The 17,815-nt window shown below is 49.0% G+C and carries 18 protein-coding genes; 12 read left to right on the top strand and 6 right to left on the bottom strand.

Annotated features, from left to right (window positions below; translation table 11 throughout):
* The 3 genes from HRU21_00375 to HRU21_00385 form a co-directional block, all read left to right on the top strand.
* On the top strand, positions 1 to 699 hold a 699-nt coding region (locus tag HRU21_00375; GenBank protein ID NRA40737.1), incomplete at its 5' end, for a cytochrome P450.
* Entirely contained in the window at positions 696 to 2,144 is a 1,449-nt protein-coding gene (locus HRU21_00380; protein NRA40738.1) for a hypothetical protein, read from the top strand. The genes HRU21_00375 and HRU21_00380, both read left to right, overlap by 4 nt.
* A 111-nt stretch (positions 2,145 to 2,255) precedes the next feature.
* On the top strand, positions 2,256 to 2,681 hold the full coding sequence (locus HRU21_00385; protein ID NRA40739.1) for a hypothetical protein: 426 nt from the start codon (positions 2,256 to 2,258) through the stop codon (positions 2,679 to 2,681).
* Positions 2,682 to 2,803: 122 nt separating this feature from the next.
* Here the strand turns inward: HRU21_00385 and HRU21_00390 are convergent, their stop codons facing one another.
* The gene (locus tag HRU21_00390) at positions 2,804 to 3,430 is read right to left on the bottom strand and encodes a TetR/AcrR family transcriptional regulator (protein NRA40740.1); all 627 of its coding nucleotides are present in this window, start codon (positions 3,428 to 3,430) and stop codon (positions 2,804 to 2,806) included.
* A 228-nt stretch (positions 3,431 to 3,658) separates the two neighbouring features.
* Here HRU21_00390 and HRU21_00395 point away from each other — a divergent pair, with 228 nt between their 5' ends.
* From HRU21_00395 to HRU21_00415, 5 genes are read left to right on the top strand one after another with little or no spacing between them, the layout of a single operon-like run.
* Complete coding sequence (locus HRU21_00395; GenBank protein ID NRA40741.1) at positions 3,659 to 4,282, top strand: TetR/AcrR family transcriptional regulator; 624 nt, start codon at positions 3,659 to 3,661, stop codon at positions 4,280 to 4,282.
* Positions 4,282 to 5,931 carry a GMC family oxidoreductase gene (locus tag HRU21_00400; GenBank protein NRA40742.1) on the top strand — a complete coding sequence of 550 codons (1,650 nt, stop codon included), beginning with the start codon at positions 4,282 to 4,284 and terminating at the stop codon, positions 5,929 to 5,931. The genes HRU21_00395 and HRU21_00400 overlap by 1 nt, the downstream gene beginning before the upstream one ends.
* Positions 5,931 to 7,511, top strand: coding sequence for an aldehyde dehydrogenase family protein (locus tag HRU21_00405; protein NRA40743.1), 1,581 nt, complete (start codon positions 5,931 to 5,933; stop codon positions 7,509 to 7,511). The genes HRU21_00400 and HRU21_00405 overlap by 1 nt, the downstream gene beginning before the upstream one ends.
* A 24-nt stretch (positions 7,512 to 7,535) precedes the next feature.
* Positions 7,536 to 8,219 (top strand): sterol desaturase family protein, encoded by a 684-nt coding sequence (locus HRU21_00410; GenBank protein ID NRA40744.1) that lies wholly within the window; start codon positions 7,536 to 7,538, stop codon positions 8,217 to 8,219.
* Positions 8,220 to 8,231: 12 nt separating this feature from the next.
* Positions 8,232 to 9,245, top strand: a complete 1,014-nt coding sequence (locus HRU21_00415; protein NRA40745.1) for an NAD-dependent epimerase/dehydratase family protein — start codon at positions 8,232 to 8,234, stop codon at positions 9,243 to 9,245.
* A 25-nt stretch (positions 9,246 to 9,270) separates the two neighbouring features.
* Here the strand turns inward: HRU21_00415 and HRU21_00420 are convergent, their stop codons facing one another.
* Positions 9,271 to 10,410, bottom strand: coding sequence for an alpha/beta fold hydrolase (locus HRU21_00420; GenBank protein ID NRA40746.1), 1,140 nt, complete (start codon positions 10,408 to 10,410; stop codon positions 9,271 to 9,273).
* A gap of 257 nt (positions 10,411 to 10,667) precedes the next feature.
* Between HRU21_00420 and HRU21_00425 the strand changes: the two genes are divergently transcribed.
* Complete coding sequence (locus HRU21_00425; GenBank protein ID NRA40747.1) at positions 10,668 to 11,921, top strand: serine hydroxymethyltransferase; 1,254 nt, start codon at positions 10,668 to 10,670, stop codon at positions 11,919 to 11,921.
* A 97-nt stretch (positions 11,922 to 12,018) separates the two neighbouring features.
* On the opposite strand, the gene HRU21_00430 is transcribed toward HRU21_00425, so the two are convergent.
* From HRU21_00430 to HRU21_00445, 4 genes are all read right to left on the bottom strand, one after another.
* Positions 12,019 to 12,684 (bottom strand): peroxiredoxin, encoded by a 666-nt coding sequence (locus tag HRU21_00430; protein NRA40748.1) that lies wholly within the window; start codon positions 12,682 to 12,684, stop codon positions 12,019 to 12,021.
* Positions 12,685 to 12,773: 89 nt separating this feature from the next.
* Positions 12,774 to 13,529 (bottom strand): hypothetical protein, encoded by a 756-nt coding sequence (locus HRU21_00435; protein ID NRA40749.1) that lies wholly within the window; start codon positions 13,527 to 13,529, stop codon positions 12,774 to 12,776.
* An 11-nt stretch (positions 13,530 to 13,540) separates the two neighbouring features.
* Positions 13,541 to 14,344: an SDR family NAD(P)-dependent oxidoreductase gene (locus HRU21_00440; protein NRA40750.1), complete on the bottom strand. Its 804-nt coding sequence runs from the start codon at positions 14,342 to 14,344 to the stop codon at positions 13,541 to 13,543.
* Positions 14,345 to 14,353: 9 nt separating this feature from the next.
* Positions 14,354 to 15,418, bottom strand: a complete 1,065-nt coding sequence (locus tag HRU21_00445; GenBank protein NRA40751.1) for an SDR family NAD(P)-dependent oxidoreductase — start codon at positions 15,416 to 15,418, stop codon at positions 14,354 to 14,356.
* A 228-nt stretch (positions 15,419 to 15,646) separates the two neighbouring features.
* Between HRU21_00445 and nrdR the strand changes: the two genes are divergently transcribed.
* From nrdR to HRU21_00460, 3 genes are all read left to right on the top strand, one after another.
* Positions 15,647 to 16,105, top strand: coding sequence for a transcriptional regulator NrdR (gene nrdR, locus HRU21_00450; protein NRA40752.1), 459 nt, complete (start codon positions 15,647 to 15,649; stop codon positions 16,103 to 16,105).
* Between the two features lie 17 nt (positions 16,106 to 16,122).
* Positions 16,123 to 17,268 carry a bifunctional diaminohydroxyphosphoribosylaminopyrimidine deaminase/5-amino-6-(5-phosphoribosylamino)uracil reductase RibD gene (gene ribD, locus HRU21_00455; GenBank protein NRA40753.1) on the top strand — a complete coding sequence of 382 codons (1,146 nt, stop codon included), beginning with the start codon at positions 16,123 to 16,125 and terminating at the stop codon, positions 17,266 to 17,268.
* A gap of 21 nt (positions 17,269 to 17,289) precedes the next feature.
* Positions 17,290 to 17,815: riboflavin synthase (locus tag HRU21_00460; GenBank protein ID NRA40754.1), on the top strand; the 526-nt coding region annotated here is incomplete at its 3' end.

The following is a 17,815-nucleotide window of genomic DNA, read 5'->3' on the forward strand; positions in this document are numbered from 1 at the left end:
GGGGCCAGTCAGCGAGATAACTTTGTCGATGCAGTGATTGCGGCGGCGGATCAATGCCCGCATTTGTTTGCCCATGGCGATCAGCGATTTTCAGCGATTTTGCCGTTTTTTGCCGGTATTGATACGCTCGGCCAAACGCTTAACTATGCGCTATTTGAGCTGCATCGTCAGCCTGAACTGCTGGCACAGCTGCAGCAGGAAATTGATGCGGTATTCAGCCAAGGTGTGCCAAATACCGAACAGCTGAAGCAGATGGATATTCTCAATCGCGTAATTATGGAGACATTACGTCTGCACCCGTCGGCTTTTGGCATGGTGCGCACGGCGGCCTGTGACTTCGAATTTGCCGGTAAACAGGTTAAAAAAGGCCAAGACATTGTTATTTTGACGACGGCGCCACAGCATATGGCAGAGTATTTTGCTGAGCCTGAGCGCTTTGATATTGAACGTTTTGCGGCGCCGAGAAACGAGCATCGGCAGCGTAATGTGTTTGCGCCATTTGGTCGCGGGCCGCACACCTGCCTTGGTGCGGGCATGGCGGAAAGTTTGATCGCTTTGAGCCTAGGCAGCATTCTCTATCACTATGCGTTTGAGGCTTTAGACCCTGAGCAAGCGTATTCGGAGCGCATTAATCCCACGCCGTCCTTGGGCAGTCAGTTTCGTTTGCAACTCAAAGCCCGACGTCAGACCGCATCATGACGGCGGCCGATTATCTATTTGCAGGCGACCGCAATCAGCCGCCGCAGCTGCAGCCGGTGCTAAATTTGGCCACGATTGAGCATGCGGTCAGTGCCGACTCAGCACCGCGGTTTGCGCTTGGCGGCTTGCGTGGTTTTGCGCAAGCGCGGGCCGACGGCTTTGATGCGCTGCAATCGCATATGTTATTTGCCGGCGGTTGCCGCGAGGCGATGGCGGCGGATATGCCCTGTTATCAGTCGGCAATTGTTTCGGTGGATCAGTTAGCTAAAGCTGTGCCACGTTGGCAGCAGCAGGGTTTTGCCGCGGCCACGGTCATTGTTGGCCAGGGAGGCTGTTCACGCGAGCGCTGTATTGCTGAGGCTAAACAGCTGGTGGCGATTGCCGAGCAGACGCATTTTCCGCTGTTTTTAGAGCTACATCGCAATAGCATCAGTGAAGATATTGAGCATTGCCTGGCTATCGTTGCCGCCTGTCCGGCCATTCGTTTCAATGCGGATTTTTCACATTACATCACCGCGTATAGGCTCGATCAGCTCAGTTCGGCGCAGATGGCTACTTTTTTGCAGCAAATTCAGCCAATTTTACAGCGTGTGCGCTTTTTTCATTTGCGCTTTGCCAGCAGCGATGCAATTCAGCTAAACCAGGCTGGCACAAGGGCGATGCAGGCATATGCGGCGCTCTGCTTCGGCGTATTCAGCCATTTTAAACAGCAGGCGGTGGTCGGGCAGGTGATGCCAGTCGCGCCAGAGTTGCTCTCGCCATTAACCGGCTATTGTGATTTGCAACGTGGTCAGCAAGGTCATCGCGAGTGCGATAGCCGCTATCAAGCAGCTAGGCAGTTGATTCACTGGGTTGAGCAACTGTTTCAGCAGAGGGATTTTAGTCTGCCCGAAGTTGCTGCTGAAACGCCGGCTTGGCTAAGTCAGCATATAGATTCTGAGGCTGCCTTAGACAGCTGGCAGCAGACATCAGCGGATAGTGGCGTGCAGCTGATAAGTTTGGGCTCTAAGCTTTGGCCTGCGCACAATGCCGCGCTTCTGGCCGCGGCGACGCAGCTGCAACAGCAGCGACCGCAGTGTTTGATTGCGGTTGCGCGCAATACAGCGCTGCATAGTCTGGCTGACTGCCTCGCGGCGCAGCAGCGTTTCCCTGAGATTCGCCTGGCGCTGAGTTTGCCCGAGCTATTATTATCGGTCGAGCCAAAGCCGCTACAGCTGCTGAAGATTTATCGTCAGTTAAAGCAGCTGCAGCCTAATATTGCTTTATTACGGGGTGATTATGCCACGGCTGAATATCGCTTTGAGCCGCAAAAATACCCGCTAAAAAGTTATTTGCGCGCTGATCTGGCGGTAATTTCACAATTATTAGAAAAAATATACCAAGGTTTTACTCATCGCCTGCTGCGCCAGTTTAACGCGGCTGATCAGCACACTAGAAATTATTAAGCGACGCTATTTTTAGAATATCTTGCAATACGCGGCAAAAAACTTAAACGTGCCGATTAAATTTTCCTAGGCTTAAGGCATTCTCTAATAATAAAGCCGTAAGGTGATGCAATGGCTTATTCTCGGTTACTGTCACAGGCTTATAGCCATCAGTCATTTGATTTAGCAAGCTTACAAAAGCATGCCGAAAGTCTGCATTTTATTGCCACGCTCATTCATGACCTGGCCGAAGCGCTGCAGCAGCAAGAGCTGGTGATGGACGATGAAACATTCTTGGCGATGCAAGAATTAAATGTTGAGGTGATCGATATTGCCGAACACTTATTGGTGCTGTTTAATTCGGCCTATCTGAGTGATGAGGTGAAGCGCAATATCGACTTAAGTGGTCTAAAAGTCTGGGTGCACGGCTTCTCAAACTGCGCTGAAGACATGCCCAAACAGCAGCGTATCATCGCCTTAAAAAGCTTGATTGATAAAATGGCCAAAACTAACCCGGTGTTAAGCCAGCATATTGATTCGTCGCAGCTGCGACACTGAGTTATTGCCTTGACCCATCCCTTTTTGCCGATATCTGTGATACCGGGCCCTGCTGTGCCAGCCGCTATTTAGCATTTGTGATGACGATTTTAATATATGCCTGAACACTCAAGGCTGAAGGTTTAGTTTTTAAGGTTCAAGGCCTGGCTTAAGAAGCGCTGCAGATGCTGAAGATAAAATTGTTTTTGCTGCTGCAGAGCTTCAGGGCTAGTGGCCGCTGGTGTGACGGCATCAAAACTGGCCAATGACTCAATCAAGCTAATCGATAATAAACGGTACTGCAGCATCGCGCTGCTTATCTCCTGTCCGGCTAATAACTTAATCAACAGTGAGCGAGCGCGTTTACTGATTTGTTCAAATTCGGGCGGTAGAAAGGCGTCGAGCGTGTGACTTTTATGCGGATACAGCTGTGCAATAATACTAATGAAATAGCCGCCGCTGGGCTGATCTTCAAGAAAGCGCATACTAAAGGGCTGCATTAAGGCCGCGATATAATTCTCAACGGTTAATGCTAAACGGCCGTTTTGCAGCGCCTGTGCCAGTGGATCTCTCTGCTCAACTGAGCGCCCATCCCTTAATAAAATAGCTGCTATCAAGCCCTGCTTGTTTTTAAAATGATAATGCACCGCCGCCGGGCTGAGGCCGGTCGCTTGGTTAATATGCCGCAGTGAAATATTGCTAATGCCTTGCTGGGCAAACAGCGCCTCTGCCGTGTCTAAGATAAGGGTTTTAGAGGATTTTCTTGCCATATTTTTGATCAAAGCAAACAAGTGTTTGAAGTAACTTATCACCCGATAAGTTATTGCGCAAGCAAATTTCATCTATCCATTGAGAAAAAAGACAACACTACACTTGCTGTCTTTTTGTCGTGTTGCTATAGTGGACACTACAAAAAGACAAAGTTTGTAGTGTTGTATGATATTGCGCTGCTACAAGCTTGTTATTTAATCGTGCAATCTCAACAATGAGGCGGCCTTATGGCATTACAGATCGCAGATAAACCCGAGCTAAGCAGTATTCAAGTGCAGATTCTTGATGCTGCAATTCGCTGCGTTAAGCGTTTAGGCATTGAGCGCGTCACCTTGAATGATATTGCAAAAGAGGCAGGCGTAGCCAGGTCGACGGTGTATAGCCACTATTTAAACAAAGACGAGGTGGTGCGTTTTGCCTTGCTGCAATCAGCCTATGCTTTTACCGAGAAGCTGGCACTGCATTTGATAGATACGCCAGCTGGCTCAGAACGCATTATTGAGGCGGTGGTCTTCACCTTGCAGGTATTACCGGATGAGCCTTGTCTGGCGCTGATTACCGATACTGCCCTGAGTCAAATGGTGAATGAACATACCCTCACCACGGAAGCGGGTTTTGATATCAATACGGCGATGTTTGAATTCTTAATAGGCGATAACAGCCTATCGGCTGAGCAAATGCGGGAACAGTCAGAGTTTGCCATTCGTACGATGTTTTCCTTGTTAAGCATGCATAGCCCGATGGCGCGCAGTGAGCAAGAGTTGCGCGGCTTTATTGCGCGCTGGTTATTACCGGCCTTAGGTTTAGCTATCCCTGCCGGTTTCAGTCGCAGTTTGCAGGCCACGGCATAATGACCATTCTGCAACAGCAATACGATTTTATTATTGTTGGCGGTGGCTCGGCGGGCTCAATTGTGGCTGCCGAGCTAGCCAAGCGTAGTAGCTGTCAAGTGCTACTGCTTGAGGCAGGGCCAGCGGCAGAAGAAAACCCCGATACCCTCAGTGCCGATGGTTTTAAGTACTGTTTTGCCAATGACAACGTGATGCGCGACCGCTTCAGCGAGCCGCAGGCTGGTCTTAACGGCCGCGCTACTTATCAAGGCACTGGCTGGACCATGGGTGGCAGCGGCTCCGTGAATGGTATGGTGTTTACGCCCGGCGATAAGGGTGACTTTGAGGCTTGGCCAGCCGATTGGCAATGGCCAACGCTGGCGCCATTTTTTGATCGGCTTGCACAAAAGCTGCAGCCGCAGGCGCGCTCAGCCACGGGTTTTACCTCAGCGGCAATCAGCGCGGCAAAGCAGCTGGGCTTCCAGCATAAAGATATGATGACCGATGGCGAGCTAAAAGGCTTTATTGGCCATAATGCGATGAATTATCAGGCCAATACGCGGCGCAGCTCTTATGTGGCCTTCTTGCAGGATCAACAGCCGAGCAACCTCGATATTATTAATAAGGCCTTGGTGCACAAAGTGTTGATCGAAAACAACACTGCCGTGGGCATTGAGTTTGAGCTGAATAATCAGCGACATTGTATCCGTGCCAGTAAAGAAATTGTTTTATCGGCAGGCGCTTTAGAAACGCCCAAGCTATTGATGCTATCGGGTGTGGGACCAGCATCGGTGCTGGCCGAATTCGGCATCGAAGAAAAACTGCATGCGCCAGCTATTGGGCAAAACCTTCAAGACCATCCTAACGTCTGTATTTTTTATCGCGGTAAACAAGCGATCGATTTCGGCTACCCTCAGCTTTATGGCTTTGATCGCGTAAACCCTCATAGCTGTTTGGCGCCGCATAAGGCCGACACCTGCTTTGCATTTTTTGCCGCGCCAATTACCTTGAAGCAGTCAATGTACCGGATGCTGCCAACCATGGTCTTGCCGCGCTGGCTTTATCGTTTTAAAGCGCTGAGAAAAACCGTGCGCGCTTTAGTTGATCTGTTATTTTTAATTCCAGGTGCCAATAAATTTGTAAATAGCATCTATGGCATCGTAGTGATTTTAGGTAAGCCAGAATCGCGAGGCTACTTAAGCCTAGCCTCAAATGATGCTAGAGATCAGGCCGTGATTAATCCTGCTTATTATCAAAACCCGAATGACTTACATACCATGATTGCCGGTATCAAAGTAGCACAAGACATGGCAGCGCAGCAGAGTTTGCAAGCATGGGGCGCTACTCGCCTAGCACGCGGTGCAAGAACACAGCAATTCGCTGCGTTAAAACGTTGGATTGCCGACGCCACCATGACCACATTTCATTTTTGCGGTAGCTGCAGCATGGGTGACAGTAGCGATGCGCCGGTAGATCCCAGGCTCAAACTGCGCGGCATAGAGGGCCTTCGTATCGCAGATGCGTCTGTGATGCCTGAGGTGCCGGTAAGTGCATTGAATGCGCCGAGTATGATGATTGCTTTGCGCGCCGCAGAATTTATTTTAAATGACCATCAACTCGAGTCCGCCACAGGCTCAGATATGAGTATAAAAACAGAAGAGGTTGCCTGATGAATAGTCAAGTACAAGCCCCACACTCCATCCCATGTATTAACCCGGCAACGGGTGAAAGCTTGGGTGAAGTTAAAATTGACACCCCACAAGATGTCGAGCAGATCGTCGCACGCGCTCGCGTAGCACAAAAGCAGTGGGCAAAATCAAGCTTTAAGCAGCGCCGCGCGGTGTTAACGCATATCTCGGATTATATCCTTGAGCATGCGGATCAGTTATGTGAATGGATTGTGCAAGACGCGGGTAAAACCTATGAAAACGCGCTGTTAGGTGAAATCATGCCAACCTGCAATAAGATTGCTTGGTTGAAAAAATACGGCGAAAAACATCTGAAAAGTGAAAAAGTCGGCTCTGGCATCTTAATGCATAAAAAAGGCCGTATTGATTATGTGCCATTAGGCGTAGTGGCCTGCATTATTCCATGGAACTATCCATTGCAGAATATCGTTAGCTCTTTAGTTGCACCGCTGATGGCGGGGAATGCCGTTATTCTAAAGCCCTCAGAGCAAGTCGCTTTTGCCTCCGATAAATTTATTCAAATTACCAATCAAGCACTCGAGAAAGAAGGCTTTAGTCCCGATACGGTGCAGCTGGTTCAAGGTTATGGCGAATCGGGCGCGGCGCTGATTAGTGCGCGAGTGGACAAGATATTGTTTATTGGCTCGGTCGCAAACGGGCGCAGAATTATCGAAGCATCGGCTGAACATATTACCCCAGTAGTAATGGAGCTTGGCGGCAAAGACCCGATGATTGTCTGTGATGATGCGCATCTTGAGAAAGCGGTGCACTCTGCCATTGGCGGCTGCTTTATAAATTTAGGCCAAAATTGCGTTGCCTCAGAGCGGATTATTGTCATGGATGCTGTCTATGATGCGTTTTGTGGTCGGGTTGCTGAAATTGCAAATGCCATGCGCCAAGGCATTGCGCAGCGTGGCGGTAATGTCGATGTTGGCTCGCTAACGGCGCCGATGCAGGTTGATATAGTTGAACGTTTAGTCAATGACGCAATTGCAAAAGGCGCCACTGTCTTAGCGGGTGGCAAGCGCCCTGAAGGCGAAGGTTGTTTTTACCCGCCCACCATTCTCACCGATCTTAGCGATGATATGGATATTGTCACGACTGAGGTGTTCGGCCCGGTAATGCTGGTGTTTAAAGTGAAGTCTGAATCTGAAGCCATTGCGATGGCAAATAATTCTGAGCTTGGCTTGCAGTCCTCAGTCATTACTCACGACAGAGCGAGAGGTGAGCGCATAGCAAATCAGTTAGAAGCTGGGGCGACCTGTATCAATGATTTTGGCTTATGTTATGTCAACCAAGATTTGCCGTTTGGCGGCACAAAATATTCAGGCTATGGCGTGATGAATGGTCGTGATGGCTTGCGCGCCTATACAACGCCGAAAGCAGTGCTTTCAGATAGACTGCCGTTAGAAATACCGCCGGCTTTATTTCCAGTTAAGCCGCATGATTTTGATGCGGCAAAAGCATCAATGCGTATGTTATTTGGCTCTGGTTTAGGCTATAGGCTGAAAAACTTGATTAAAGTCATCGGCATTAATATCAAAGCAAAATTTACCCAATAATGAATCTTAACAATAGGTAGAAGCATGAACACACAATTATTAATCGGCGTGATAGCCGTATTATTAGCCTCTGGCGTTTTGATGGCGGTAATGCAGTATGCGGCTGTGATTAAATTTCCAGAGCGCAGAATTCGACCGCCACGCCCGAATAAGGTTACCTTAAAAACCAAGGTAATTAACGTTATTGGCAATATGGCAGTGGCATTGATCTTGATCTTTGGCTCACTGTATTTAGGCAAAGAGCAAATGGTGTCGGCTAGTCCGGTTGCTTGGTATATGGTTGTCGTTGAAGCGTTGGCCGTGTTATTGCTGTACGACTTTATGTACTACTTTTTTCATCGCGGCATGCACTATCCTAAAGTGATGAAGTACTGCCATGGGGTGCACCATTACATACGTCACCCTACCGCCTTTGAGAGCATTTATGTTCATCCCTTAGAAGGTATTGGTGGAGTTGGTTTGTTGCTTTTATCAGTGTTTATATTTGGCTTATTTAGCCCTATTTCTATAGCTAGCTTTGTGTTGATGCTGTTGATCTATAATTTTTGCAATATTTTAGTTCACACCAATATTACTTGGGAAAGCAAATGGATGTGGCTCGCTAACTACTGGGCTAAGCGTCATGATATTCATCACGGCGTTCACTTAAACCGTAACTATTCTTCTATCTTCCCGTTTTGGGACATGATGTTTAAAACTTACGCCTAATAGGAATTAACCATGAATAAAAAGAAAGTATTAGTCACTGGCGGCTGTGGTTTTATTGGGCGTAACCTAGTCAATGGGTTTTGCGACGCAGGCTTTGACGTAACGGTATTAGATTTTGGCGGCCAAGCGTTTCGCGATGACGTGCGCTTTATTAACGCCGATATTCGTGACAAGCAGGCCGTTATCGAGGCCTGTGAAGGCATGGACAGCATTATTCATAACGCTTCGATTGTGGTGACAAAGTCGGTCAAGCCAAAAATGGTTTGGGAGGTAAACTTAGACGGTACGCATAATTTAATGCAGGCCTGTAAACAGCATAATATTGCCAAGATGGTTTATATTAGCTCTGCCTCAGCGGTTTATGAAGGTGAAGATATTGAGAACGGCGACGAAACTCTGCCGTATTCAAGCATCTCTCAGGCTGATTACGCCGATTCGAAAATCCAAGCAGAAAAAGATGTGTTAGCGTTTAGCGGCACTGCTGCGACAACCGTGTGCGCGATTCGTCCGCATGTCGTGTTTGGCCCTGAAGACCAACGTTTTGTGCCGAATATTCTTGATCGGCTAAAGCAGGGTAAGCTCGGTCGTGCGGTGGGTAATCGCGATAAGTTATCAGACTTCACTTATATATCAAACTTAGTCGATGCTGTCGTTGCAGCAGAAGCTAAGCTGGATGCGGGCAGCGCCTTGGATGGCCAAGCGTATTTTATTACCAATGGTGAGCCAATGGCGTTTTTTGATTTTGTGGAAGACTTTATTGTCGAGATGGGGCACCCGAAAATCACCAAAAAGGTACCTTACTGGTTGGCGTATTCAGTTGCTGCGGTGGTTGAGACCATTGACAAGTTAAAAGGCGATATGAAAGAAACCGGAATGACTCGATTCGCGATTAAATATATGGTCACCCACCATTATTATTCGATTGCTAAAGCTAAGCGCGATTTTGGTTATGAGCCAAAAGTCAGCCTAGCTGAAGGGATTAAATTAACGGTTGCTGATTTACAAGCGAAGGGGCTGGCTGTTTAGCCCCTTGCCTGATTACCGCAAAAGCCTAAAGACTTTGTTGTTGTTCTAACTGCTTTAAGAAATGTACATGCGCCCGATACATCGAGGGCGGATACGGTGAATTGGCGGCACGCATGCCGATAAACCAATTCATCACATCAAGGTGGTTCATAGGGTAATTATCTTTTATAACCCAGCCATGATGCATTGAGCAGCGCTCAACAAAGCCATCATCGTCATCACCATCAATCAGTTTCGATACCGACCGGTGAAGTCCCTCCAAGGGGTCACCTTTTCGCGTTTCGGCTTGATTGCCGCCGAATGAATAATAATACACATTATGCCCAATGCCGTTGCCATCATTTATGGTGAATGGTCCTGATGCATTGGGTAGGCTAAGCGCACCACTATAATAATTGGCAAAATTATCGAAGCTATTAACGCTTTCTATTTCAGTATATGGGCCGTTAATGCCATGGCTAAAGCCATTCACAGGGTCGTTTTCTGCACCATTGCAAAATACCGCAGCAAGCCCCTGCGGATAAAGGTTGTTAAACGCCTCTGCCCCCTCGACCGTCATCGCATCAGTGGCGGCCAGTAAGTTTTGCTCAAAACTTTGTTGTGATACTAAGTCAATGGTATGGCCCAATAAGTTACCCATTACGCCAACAATAAGTTTGATTAATGGCGGGTCTAAGGTGTCGTTATTAGCCGCTTCGGAGCCATAGTTTGCGCCTGCAACAGAGGTGGCAGAAACCACTAGCTCAGGCCTATTGGCGGCCGCGTAGCGAATAGTTGGTGCGCCAAGGCTATGGCCGAATAGATGAAATCGGTCTTTACCGCTATCGGCCTTGTATTGCTCCAGTTGTGCGATCAGCTGCTCGCCTCTGACGGCGGGACTGTTGGCGCCGGAGACGGTCGCAACAAATACCTCGCTGCCGCCGTTGCGCAGCACCTTAGGTATATCGTACCAGTATTCTAGGCCGAAGATATCGTCAAAGCCGTAAAGCCCATGCACCAATACGACGGGGTATTTTGTTGCACTGTAGTTGTCAGCCGGTGCGTCTAGCAGCGGATGGTCATCGGTTGTAAAGCCCATCTCAATGCCGAATTCCATTTTGCAGGCGCTAATGAGTAGTAGACAAGATAGGGTAATCGCGCTTAATCGCAGCGTGTGTTTTGACATGCTGTCACCTTTATTATTGTTATTTTTTAATTATGTTTTTTGATCATAGTGCAGACAGACAAGCTTGCCCAGATTAGCCGCAAAAAATTCATTTGCAGGACCAGTAAATCACTGGCCATTTATCTGCTTTGAATCGTAGATACGAGTATCGCCGCGTGTATAAATCGTGTACAATTACGCGCCTTTAGTACCACGGCAATTATTGCTGATCAGCAATAAAAATTTGCCACTTTGCTTTCACTTTAGAGGTTTCTTTGATGTTCAATAAAGACATGTCAATTGCGGGTTTTGATGACGAATTATTTGCGGCCATGCAGGCTGAAACAGTGCGTCAAGAAGAGCATATTGAGCTTATCGCATCTGAAAATTATACATCGCCACGCGTCATCGAAGCGCAGGGCAGTGTGTTGACCAATAAATACGCCGAAGGTTATCCCGGCAAGCGTTATTACGGTGGTTGCGAGCATGTTGATGTTGTTGAACAGCTGGCGATTGATCGTGCCTGTGAACTTTTTGGTGCTGACTACGCGAATGTACAGCCGCATTCTGGTTCGCAAGCGAATTCAGCGGTATTTTTGGCACTATTGCAGCCTGGCGACACGATCTTAGGCATGAGCTTGGCCGATGGCGGTCACCTAACCCATGGCGCGAAGCCCAATTTTTCTGGCAAAGTGTATAACGCGGTGCAATATGGCCTTAATAACGACACCGGCGAAATTGACTACGATCAAGTTGAGGCCTTGGCCTTAGAGCATAAGCCGAAAATGATTATTGCGGGTTTTTCGGCATACTCGCGAGTAGTCGACTGGGCAAAATTCCGAGCGGTAGCCGATATGGTCGGCGCCTACTTATTTGTCGATATGGCGCATATTGCGGGGCTAGTTGCGGCAGGTGTTTACCCTAGCCCGATGCCTTATGCTGATGTTATTACCACCACTACACATAAAACCTTGCGCGGACCCCGCGGCGGCCTAATTTTGGCACGCAGCAACCCAGAAATTGAGAAAAAGCTTAACTCGGCCGTGTTTCCTGGTGGTCAAGGTGGCCCGCTGATGCACGTGATTGCGGCCAAGGCGGTATGTTTTAAAGAAGCGATGAGTGAAGACTTTAAGAGCTACCAGCAGCAGGTGGTAAAAAACGCACAGACTATGGCAGAGGTGTTTATTGCACGCGGCTTTGATGTGGTATCTGATGGTACCGATGATCATCTGTTCTTACTCAGCTTGATCAAGCAAGGCATTACCGGCAAAGATGCAGATGCAGCGCTAGGCAATGCCAATATTACGGTCAATAAGAATGCGGTACCGAATGATCCGCAATCTCCGTTCGTCACTTCTGGTCTGCGCATCGGCACCCCTGCGATCACTTCTCGCGGTTTTAAAGAAGCCGAGTCAAACACGCTGGCCAACTGGATTTGCGACGTCTTAGACGATATTGACAGTGAGGCGACCATTAGCCGGGTTAAAAACGAAGTATTGGCCCTCTGTGCTAAATTCCCGGTTTACGCATAAGTTTAATCAAGTATGAAAAAACCGAGCATTGGCTCGGTTTTTTTGTTTTTAGCGAGGCAAAAAATAACAACACTGCCCGGCAATTGTATTGAACGGCTTAGCTGTTTTGCGGCTGTTTCACCTTGCGCAGATAAGGCTTAACTGTCTGCCAGCCATCAGGATAGATTGCGGCCGCTTCTTCATTAGAAATGGCGGGTACAATAATGACATCCTCGCCTTGTTGCCAGTTAACCGGTGTGGCCACTTTATGCTGAGCGGTAAGCTGCATAGAATCGATAACCCGCAGAATTTCATCAAAGTTGCGCCCGGTAGTCATTGGATAGGTCATCATTAGCTTAATATTTTTGTCTGGCCCGACAATAAAAATAGAGCGCACGGTGGCGTTGGTCATCGCTGTGCGGCCCTCAGCCGTGCCGCTTTCGTCAGCCGGAAACATATTATACAGCTTGGCAATGCTGAGGTCGGTGTCGGCAATGACTGGATAGTTGACCGTACTGCAGCCAACCTCTTCGACATCTTTTATCCAGGCATGGTGATCAGCCAGTGGGTCGATGCTGAGGCCAATCACTTTGGTATTGCGCTTTGCAAATTCAGGTGCCAGTTTGGCGAGATAGCCGAGCTCGGTGGTGCATACTGGGGTAAAGTCTTTGGGGTGAGAGAATAGAACGGCCCAGCCATCACCTATCCAGTCGTGGAAATTTATCTCACCTTCGGTGGTGACGGCGTTGAAATTTGGAGCCTGATCGTTGATTCGAAGCGTCATAGCGCGGTTATCCTTGTTGTTGTCTTGATTTAATATCCATTAGCCTAGAACAGCGGCCGATCATTGCAAGTCAGCCGCAAGCTGATCGCCTAAGCCTCGGCAGAGCTGCTTGTGATCGCTGGTTCTGGTCCTGCGATAAAATACTCACTAAGCATAACCGTGCGAATTTTACGCATCTGGTGAAAGCGGCTGACAACATGCAGCATGCGTAACATATGCCAGACTAACTGCAGTGGATTGTTCGCTAAATAGAACTTATAAGGGTCTTTGACGTGCGCATTGCTAGGCCATACTTCTTCAACAATGCCGTCAAAGGCAGGGCTGTTGCTGCTTTTTTCTAGCACGACATGACGCATATAGCGGGCGCGTGGTTGAATTTGATCAGATACGCGCGACATATCGCCATGCCAGCGCCGCAGCCACTCGGCATGGACCAGCTTTTTCGGCCGCGTTAATAAGGTTGTCATTAGCACGGTTGGTGAGCGTTCGCCATTGCCCCAGTCGCGACAGCGAAAATGTTGATTATCGCCATAGTCGGTATAGAGCGACGCATCGGTCAGGTAGCTACCGACAGTGAAACCATGATTAAGCAATAATTTTTCAATATCATTGATGGGCACTTGCAAAGCTTTGAAGACGATTAATGCTACCATTGCCTCACCCGGATAAAGCTTGGGTGCTGGCGATTTAACTTGAACAAATTGGTCGTCAATGCCAAAGCGAAGCTCGACAGGCTCAAGCTCTAGTAAGCGCTCTTTCACCGGACCTAAAAGCACACTTTGGCGCGGCACTTTATTTCGCGTGCTTTCACTGTTTGGCCACAATACAAAAACAACATTTTGCATAGGTTTTCTCGCTACGATTGATAAAGCTTGCGTGTGGTGCTGCTGATAAAGCTGACGGCTTTTTTACGCGTTAGCACACGGCCAAATAAAAAACATACCAGCTTATTCATCCAGCCCATGGTTTGATTCGGCCCCTTGCCTTTTTCCAAAGCCATTAAGGCTTCAGTGACAACGGCCTTAGGCTCCATAGGAAAAGCTTGCTTGGCCTTGTCGCTGGGCGTTTGCTGATTGAAATTCGGAGTTTTGGTGGCACCTGCGACACAGGCAATAACGTCTACCCCAAAATGCCGCATCTCTTCCCACAGCCCCTCAGCCAGCACCGTATTATAGGCTTTGGTGGCGGCATATTGCGCGACCATCGCACTGCCTTGATTACCTGACATTGAGCTCATTAGGATAACGCCGCCACGCTTACGCGCGACCATGGGTCTGAGCAGCGTGTCGACAAAGGTCATAGGGCTGCGGCAGTTAACATCGAGACAAAGCTGTTTTGAGGCAAGGTCGTCAGCTAAAAATTCGCCAATATGCGAGTACACCGCATTGTGCACTAAAAGCCCAATTTCTTTACCCTCGGTAATGCTTAAAATTTGCTGTTTTAAATCCTCACTGGCTAAATCCAGCGAATGGGTTTCAACGCTCACCGGGTGCTTGGCGCGAATATCGTCGGCAACTCGCTGTAAGTCGTCAAGGCCGCGCGCCAGCATAATAATATTCATACCCTTGGCGGCCAGCTGCCGGGAAAACTGTTCGCCAATACCTTGGCTAGCGCCGGCAATAATCGCCCAGGGGCCATAGCGGCTGTTAAAGTATTCCATCGATAGCTCCTATTTAGCCTTTAGTTGATCATGCAGGGTTTGACAGTATGGCAGGCAGCGCTGCATGGCCTCACTAACACTCACCAGTGGCACATAGTCGAGATCTTGCTCTGGCTCGCGTGGGTCAGAAATATGGGTGGTGCATACCTTATCGAGCTCTTTCGGCGACATCAGCGGTGCCGGCGTGCCAAACTGAAAATGCAGCCACTGGCCTATTTTCATGATCGGCATTAACAGCCCCATTGGAATCCAGAGTTTAGGGAATTTATAACCGAGACCCTCGATTAGCGGGCGGAAAAATTCGAAATAGTTCTGAAATTCATTNTCGCAAATAAAATAGCCGCGACCGCAGCAGCGATTACCTTCGACCAGGCGTTCAGCCGCTAAAATATGCGCATGCACGAGATTATCTATAAAGGCATTTTCATGCACTGCATTGGGGTTGCCAAGCGCTGCGACCAGCTTCCCATCCGCCGCCTCGCTGCAGAATTTATCCAACATAATGCAGCTCTCGGCACCGTAGATGCCGCTTGGTCTGATCGCGCAGCTTAATAAGCCCTGTTCGCCATTGGCGGCCAGCACCGCCTGTTCGGCCAGCATTTTAGACTCGGTATACATATCGTATATATGCGTTGCATAGGGGGAGTCAGAATTGAGCCCGGTTACGGCAGTGCCGTTATAGCAAACGGCATTCGAGCTGGTGTACACCAGTGCGGCAACTCCTTGCTGTTGCGCTGCGGCAATCACATGCTTTGTGCCTTCAGTATTGATTGTGAGTGAGCGTTGACGATAACTGGCCGGCATATTGCTGCCGCCTTTAAGTTCGATAATGGCGGCAGTATGAAAAATGGTGTCGATGTTTTCGCAGGCTGCGATCAGCGCGGCTTGGTCGGTGATGTCACCTTCAATAGCCTGCATCTTTGGGTCGCTAAAGTTGGGCGGTAAGCGGTCAAAGACGACCACCTCATAACCTTGCAGTAGCAGCTGTTTACAAATGTTTCGCCCTAAAAATCCGGCGCCGCCGGTAACCAGACAACGGCCTAAAGTGCGCGTTGCATTGCTAGATTTTGCCATGATAGCCCCTGTTTATTATTTTGCTGTCCTGCTTAATGGCACCCCTGCCGACAAGATTGCTGATCATAGCTTGCTCATTGGCTAAGGTATAGCTTTGAAGGCGGGATTTTAGATTGCATTTTGGTTAATTTGGCGGCCATGTTTACCGGCAGAACCGACGGCAAGATTGCGTTGTGATGCTGGCTTAGCTTTGATGTATAATTGATTCTTTTGCAAGAGTTTATTGCGATGAAATGTCCATTTTGTGGCGCTGCAGATACTAAAGTCATCGATTCGCGTTTGGCCGCCGAAGGTGAGCAGGTGCGCCGTCGGCGCGAATGCGTTGAGTGTTCAGAACGCTTTACCACCTTCGAAGGTGCTGAACTGGTCATGCCTAGCCTGATAAAAAGTGATGGCGTACGAGAGCCGTTTAACGAGGATAAGCTGCGCGCTGGGGTGCGCCGCGCCCTCGAAAAGCGCCCGGTGAGTGTTGAAGCGGTGGAAACCTTGATTGCAAAAATTAAACAGCAGCTGCGCGCTACCGGTGAACGTGAGGTGCCCTCGCGCCTAGTGGGTGAAACAGTCATGGAAGAGTTGCGTGCTGTTGATCAAGTAGCGTTTGTGCGCTTTGCCTCGGTGTATCGCAGTTTTCAGGACATCGAAGAATTTCGGGCAGAAATTGACAAGCTCTCGGATCATGCAGATTGATCGCGAAGGATTAGCTTATGGAGTACTCTGACGCCGCTGACGCTGATTTTATGGCTCGCGCGATCCAGCTAGCAGCCAAGGCCAGTCATAGCACCAGCCCTAACCCAAGGGTTGGCTGTGTTATTGTCAAACAGGGCAAAATTATCGGTGAGGGCTATCATATTCGGGCCGGGCAGGGCCATGCTGAAGTCAATGCCTTGGCAGATTGTCAGCAGCGTGGTTATTCAGCTGCGGGTGCTTGTTGCTATGTCACGCTTGAGCCTTGCAGCCATACTGGCCGCACACCACCCTGTGCTGAGCGCCTCATTGAGGCCAAGCTGGCTCGGGTGGTGATTGGTCATCAAGACCCTAATCCGCAAGTATCTGGTAATGGTATCCGGCTTCTGCAAGAGGCGGGTATCGAGGTTTGTATGTCCAAACTTGCGGCGGAGACGGAAGCGCTGAATCCCGGCTTTTGCAAGCGTATGCGCGCACAAATGCCCAGATTGATGGCGAAAATTGCTTCTAGCTTAGATGGTCGAAGCGCCATGGCCTCTGGTGAAAGTCAATGGATAACCGGGCCCGAGGCGCGTGCTGATGTACAGCGGCTGCGTGCCGATAGCTGTGCCATTATTACCGGTATTGGCACGGTCTTAGCCGATGACCCACGGTTATCGGTGCGAGACCAACGTTTTATGATCGAGGGCAGTGATGACATTCGCCAGCCATTAAAAGTGATTATAGATTCACGGCTGCAGATTCGGCCCGAGGCGAAAATCTTTGCTGGCAGTGGCGACAAGTTGGTGGTGTTTGCGGCAGATCCAAGCCAGAAAAAGCAGGCGCTAGCTCAGCTGCAGGCAGCCGGTATTGCTACTCTGCATTTACCCGACCAAGCGGACTGGCAAATGGCTAAAGTAGATCTGCCAGCAGTCTTGCGCCATTTAGCTACACTTGAGTGTAATGAAGTGATGCTGGAGGCGGGCAGTCGATTATGCGGGGTTTTTTTACAGCAAGGGCTTATTGATGAAGTTATTTTCTATTTAGCGCCAACTTTATTAGGTTCCAACGCCCGTCCTCAGGTAGAATTGCCGCTCGAAAAAATGGCGCAGCAGCTGAGGCTAGATATTCAGCAGGTTAGGCCAGTTGGTAATGATTTGCGTATAAGCGCGGTGCCGCAATATTAACCCGGCCCAATAGAGCGAGTTATGTTTACAGGCATTATTGAAGCGGTCGGATCGATTGTCAGCAATCAAGCACGTGCGGGTGATGTCCAGCTGCGGATAGATACTGCGGGCCTAGATTTACATGACGTGAAACTTGGCGACAGCATTGCTACCAATGGTGTTTGCCTAACGGTCGTGGCGCTGCACAGTAACGGTTTTAGTGCTGATGTATCCAATGAGACACTGCGCTACTCTAGCTTGGCCAAGCTTGGCCAAGGCGCCAAGGTTAATCTTGAGAAAGCGATGCAGCTTAACGATCGCTTTGGCGGACATATTGTTTCCGGCCATGTTGACGGCATTGGCGAGGTGCTGAAACTTGATAAAGACGCGCGTAGCGTGCGGATTGAAATTGCCTCGCCGGCTAACTTGCAAAAGTATATTGCCGCGAAAGGCTCAATTACCGTAGACGGTGTGAGTTTAACGGTGAATCAGTTAAGTAAAAACGGCTTTTGTTTGAACATCGTACCGCACACCGCAGCCGAGACGATTATTTGTGATTATGCGGTTG

The sequence above is a fragment of the Pseudomonadales bacterium genome, from assembly GCA_013215025.1.
GTDB lineage: Bacteria > Pseudomonadota > Gammaproteobacteria > Pseudomonadales > DT-91 > DT-91.

What these genes read in the sequence shown, in the direction of transcription:
- HRU21_00380 (NRA40738.1), top strand. Translation starts at nt 696, where the DNA reads ATGACGGCGGCCGATTATCTATTTGCAGGCGACCGCAATCAGCCGCCG.
- HRU21_00400 (NRA40742.1), top strand. Translation starts at nt 4,282, where the DNA reads ATGACCATTCTGCAACAGCAATACGATTTTATTATTGTTGGCGGTGGC.
- nrdR (NRA40752.1), top strand. Translation starts at nt 15,647, where the DNA reads ATGAAATGTCCATTTTGTGGCGCTGCAGATACTAAAGTCATCGATTCG.
- HRU21_00425 (NRA40747.1), top strand. Translation starts at nt 10,668, where the DNA reads ATGTTCAATAAAGACATGTCAATTGCGGGTTTTGATGACGAATTATTT.
- HRU21_00385 (NRA40739.1), top strand. Translation starts at nt 2,256, where the DNA reads ATGGCTTATTCTCGGTTACTGTCACAGGCTTATAGCCATCAGTCATTT.
- HRU21_00390 (NRA40740.1), bottom strand. Translation starts at nt 3,430, where the DNA reads ATGGCAAGAAAATCCTCTAAAACCCTTATCTTAGACACGGCAGAGGCG.
- HRU21_00410 (NRA40744.1), top strand. Translation starts at nt 7,536, where the DNA reads ATGAACACACAATTATTAATCGGCGTGATAGCCGTATTATTAGCCTCT.
- HRU21_00415 (NRA40745.1), top strand. Translation starts at nt 8,232, where the DNA reads ATGAATAAAAAGAAAGTATTAGTCACTGGCGGCTGTGGTTTTATTGGG.
- HRU21_00405 (NRA40743.1), top strand. Translation starts at nt 5,931, where the DNA reads ATGAATAGTCAAGTACAAGCCCCACACTCCATCCCATGTATTAACCCG.
- HRU21_00395 (NRA40741.1), top strand. Translation starts at nt 3,659, where the DNA reads ATGGCATTACAGATCGCAGATAAACCCGAGCTAAGCAGTATTCAAGTG.
- HRU21_00420 (NRA40746.1), bottom strand. Translation starts at nt 10,410, where the DNA reads ATGTCAAAACACACGCTGCGATTAAGCGCGATTACCCTATCTTGTCTA.
- ribD (NRA40753.1), top strand. Translation starts at nt 16,123, where the DNA reads ATGGAGTACTCTGACGCCGCTGACGCTGATTTTATGGCTCGCGCGATC.
- HRU21_00440 (NRA40750.1), bottom strand. Translation starts at nt 14,344, where the DNA reads ATGGAATACTTTAACAGCCGCTATGGCCCCTGGGCGATTATTGCCGGC.
- HRU21_00430 (NRA40748.1), bottom strand. Translation starts at nt 12,684, where the DNA reads ATGACGCTTCGAATCAACGATCAGGCTCCAAATTTCAACGCCGTCACC.
- HRU21_00435 (NRA40749.1), bottom strand. Translation starts at nt 13,529, where the DNA reads ATGCAAAATGTTGTTTTTGTATTGTGGCCAAACAGTGAAAGCACGCGA.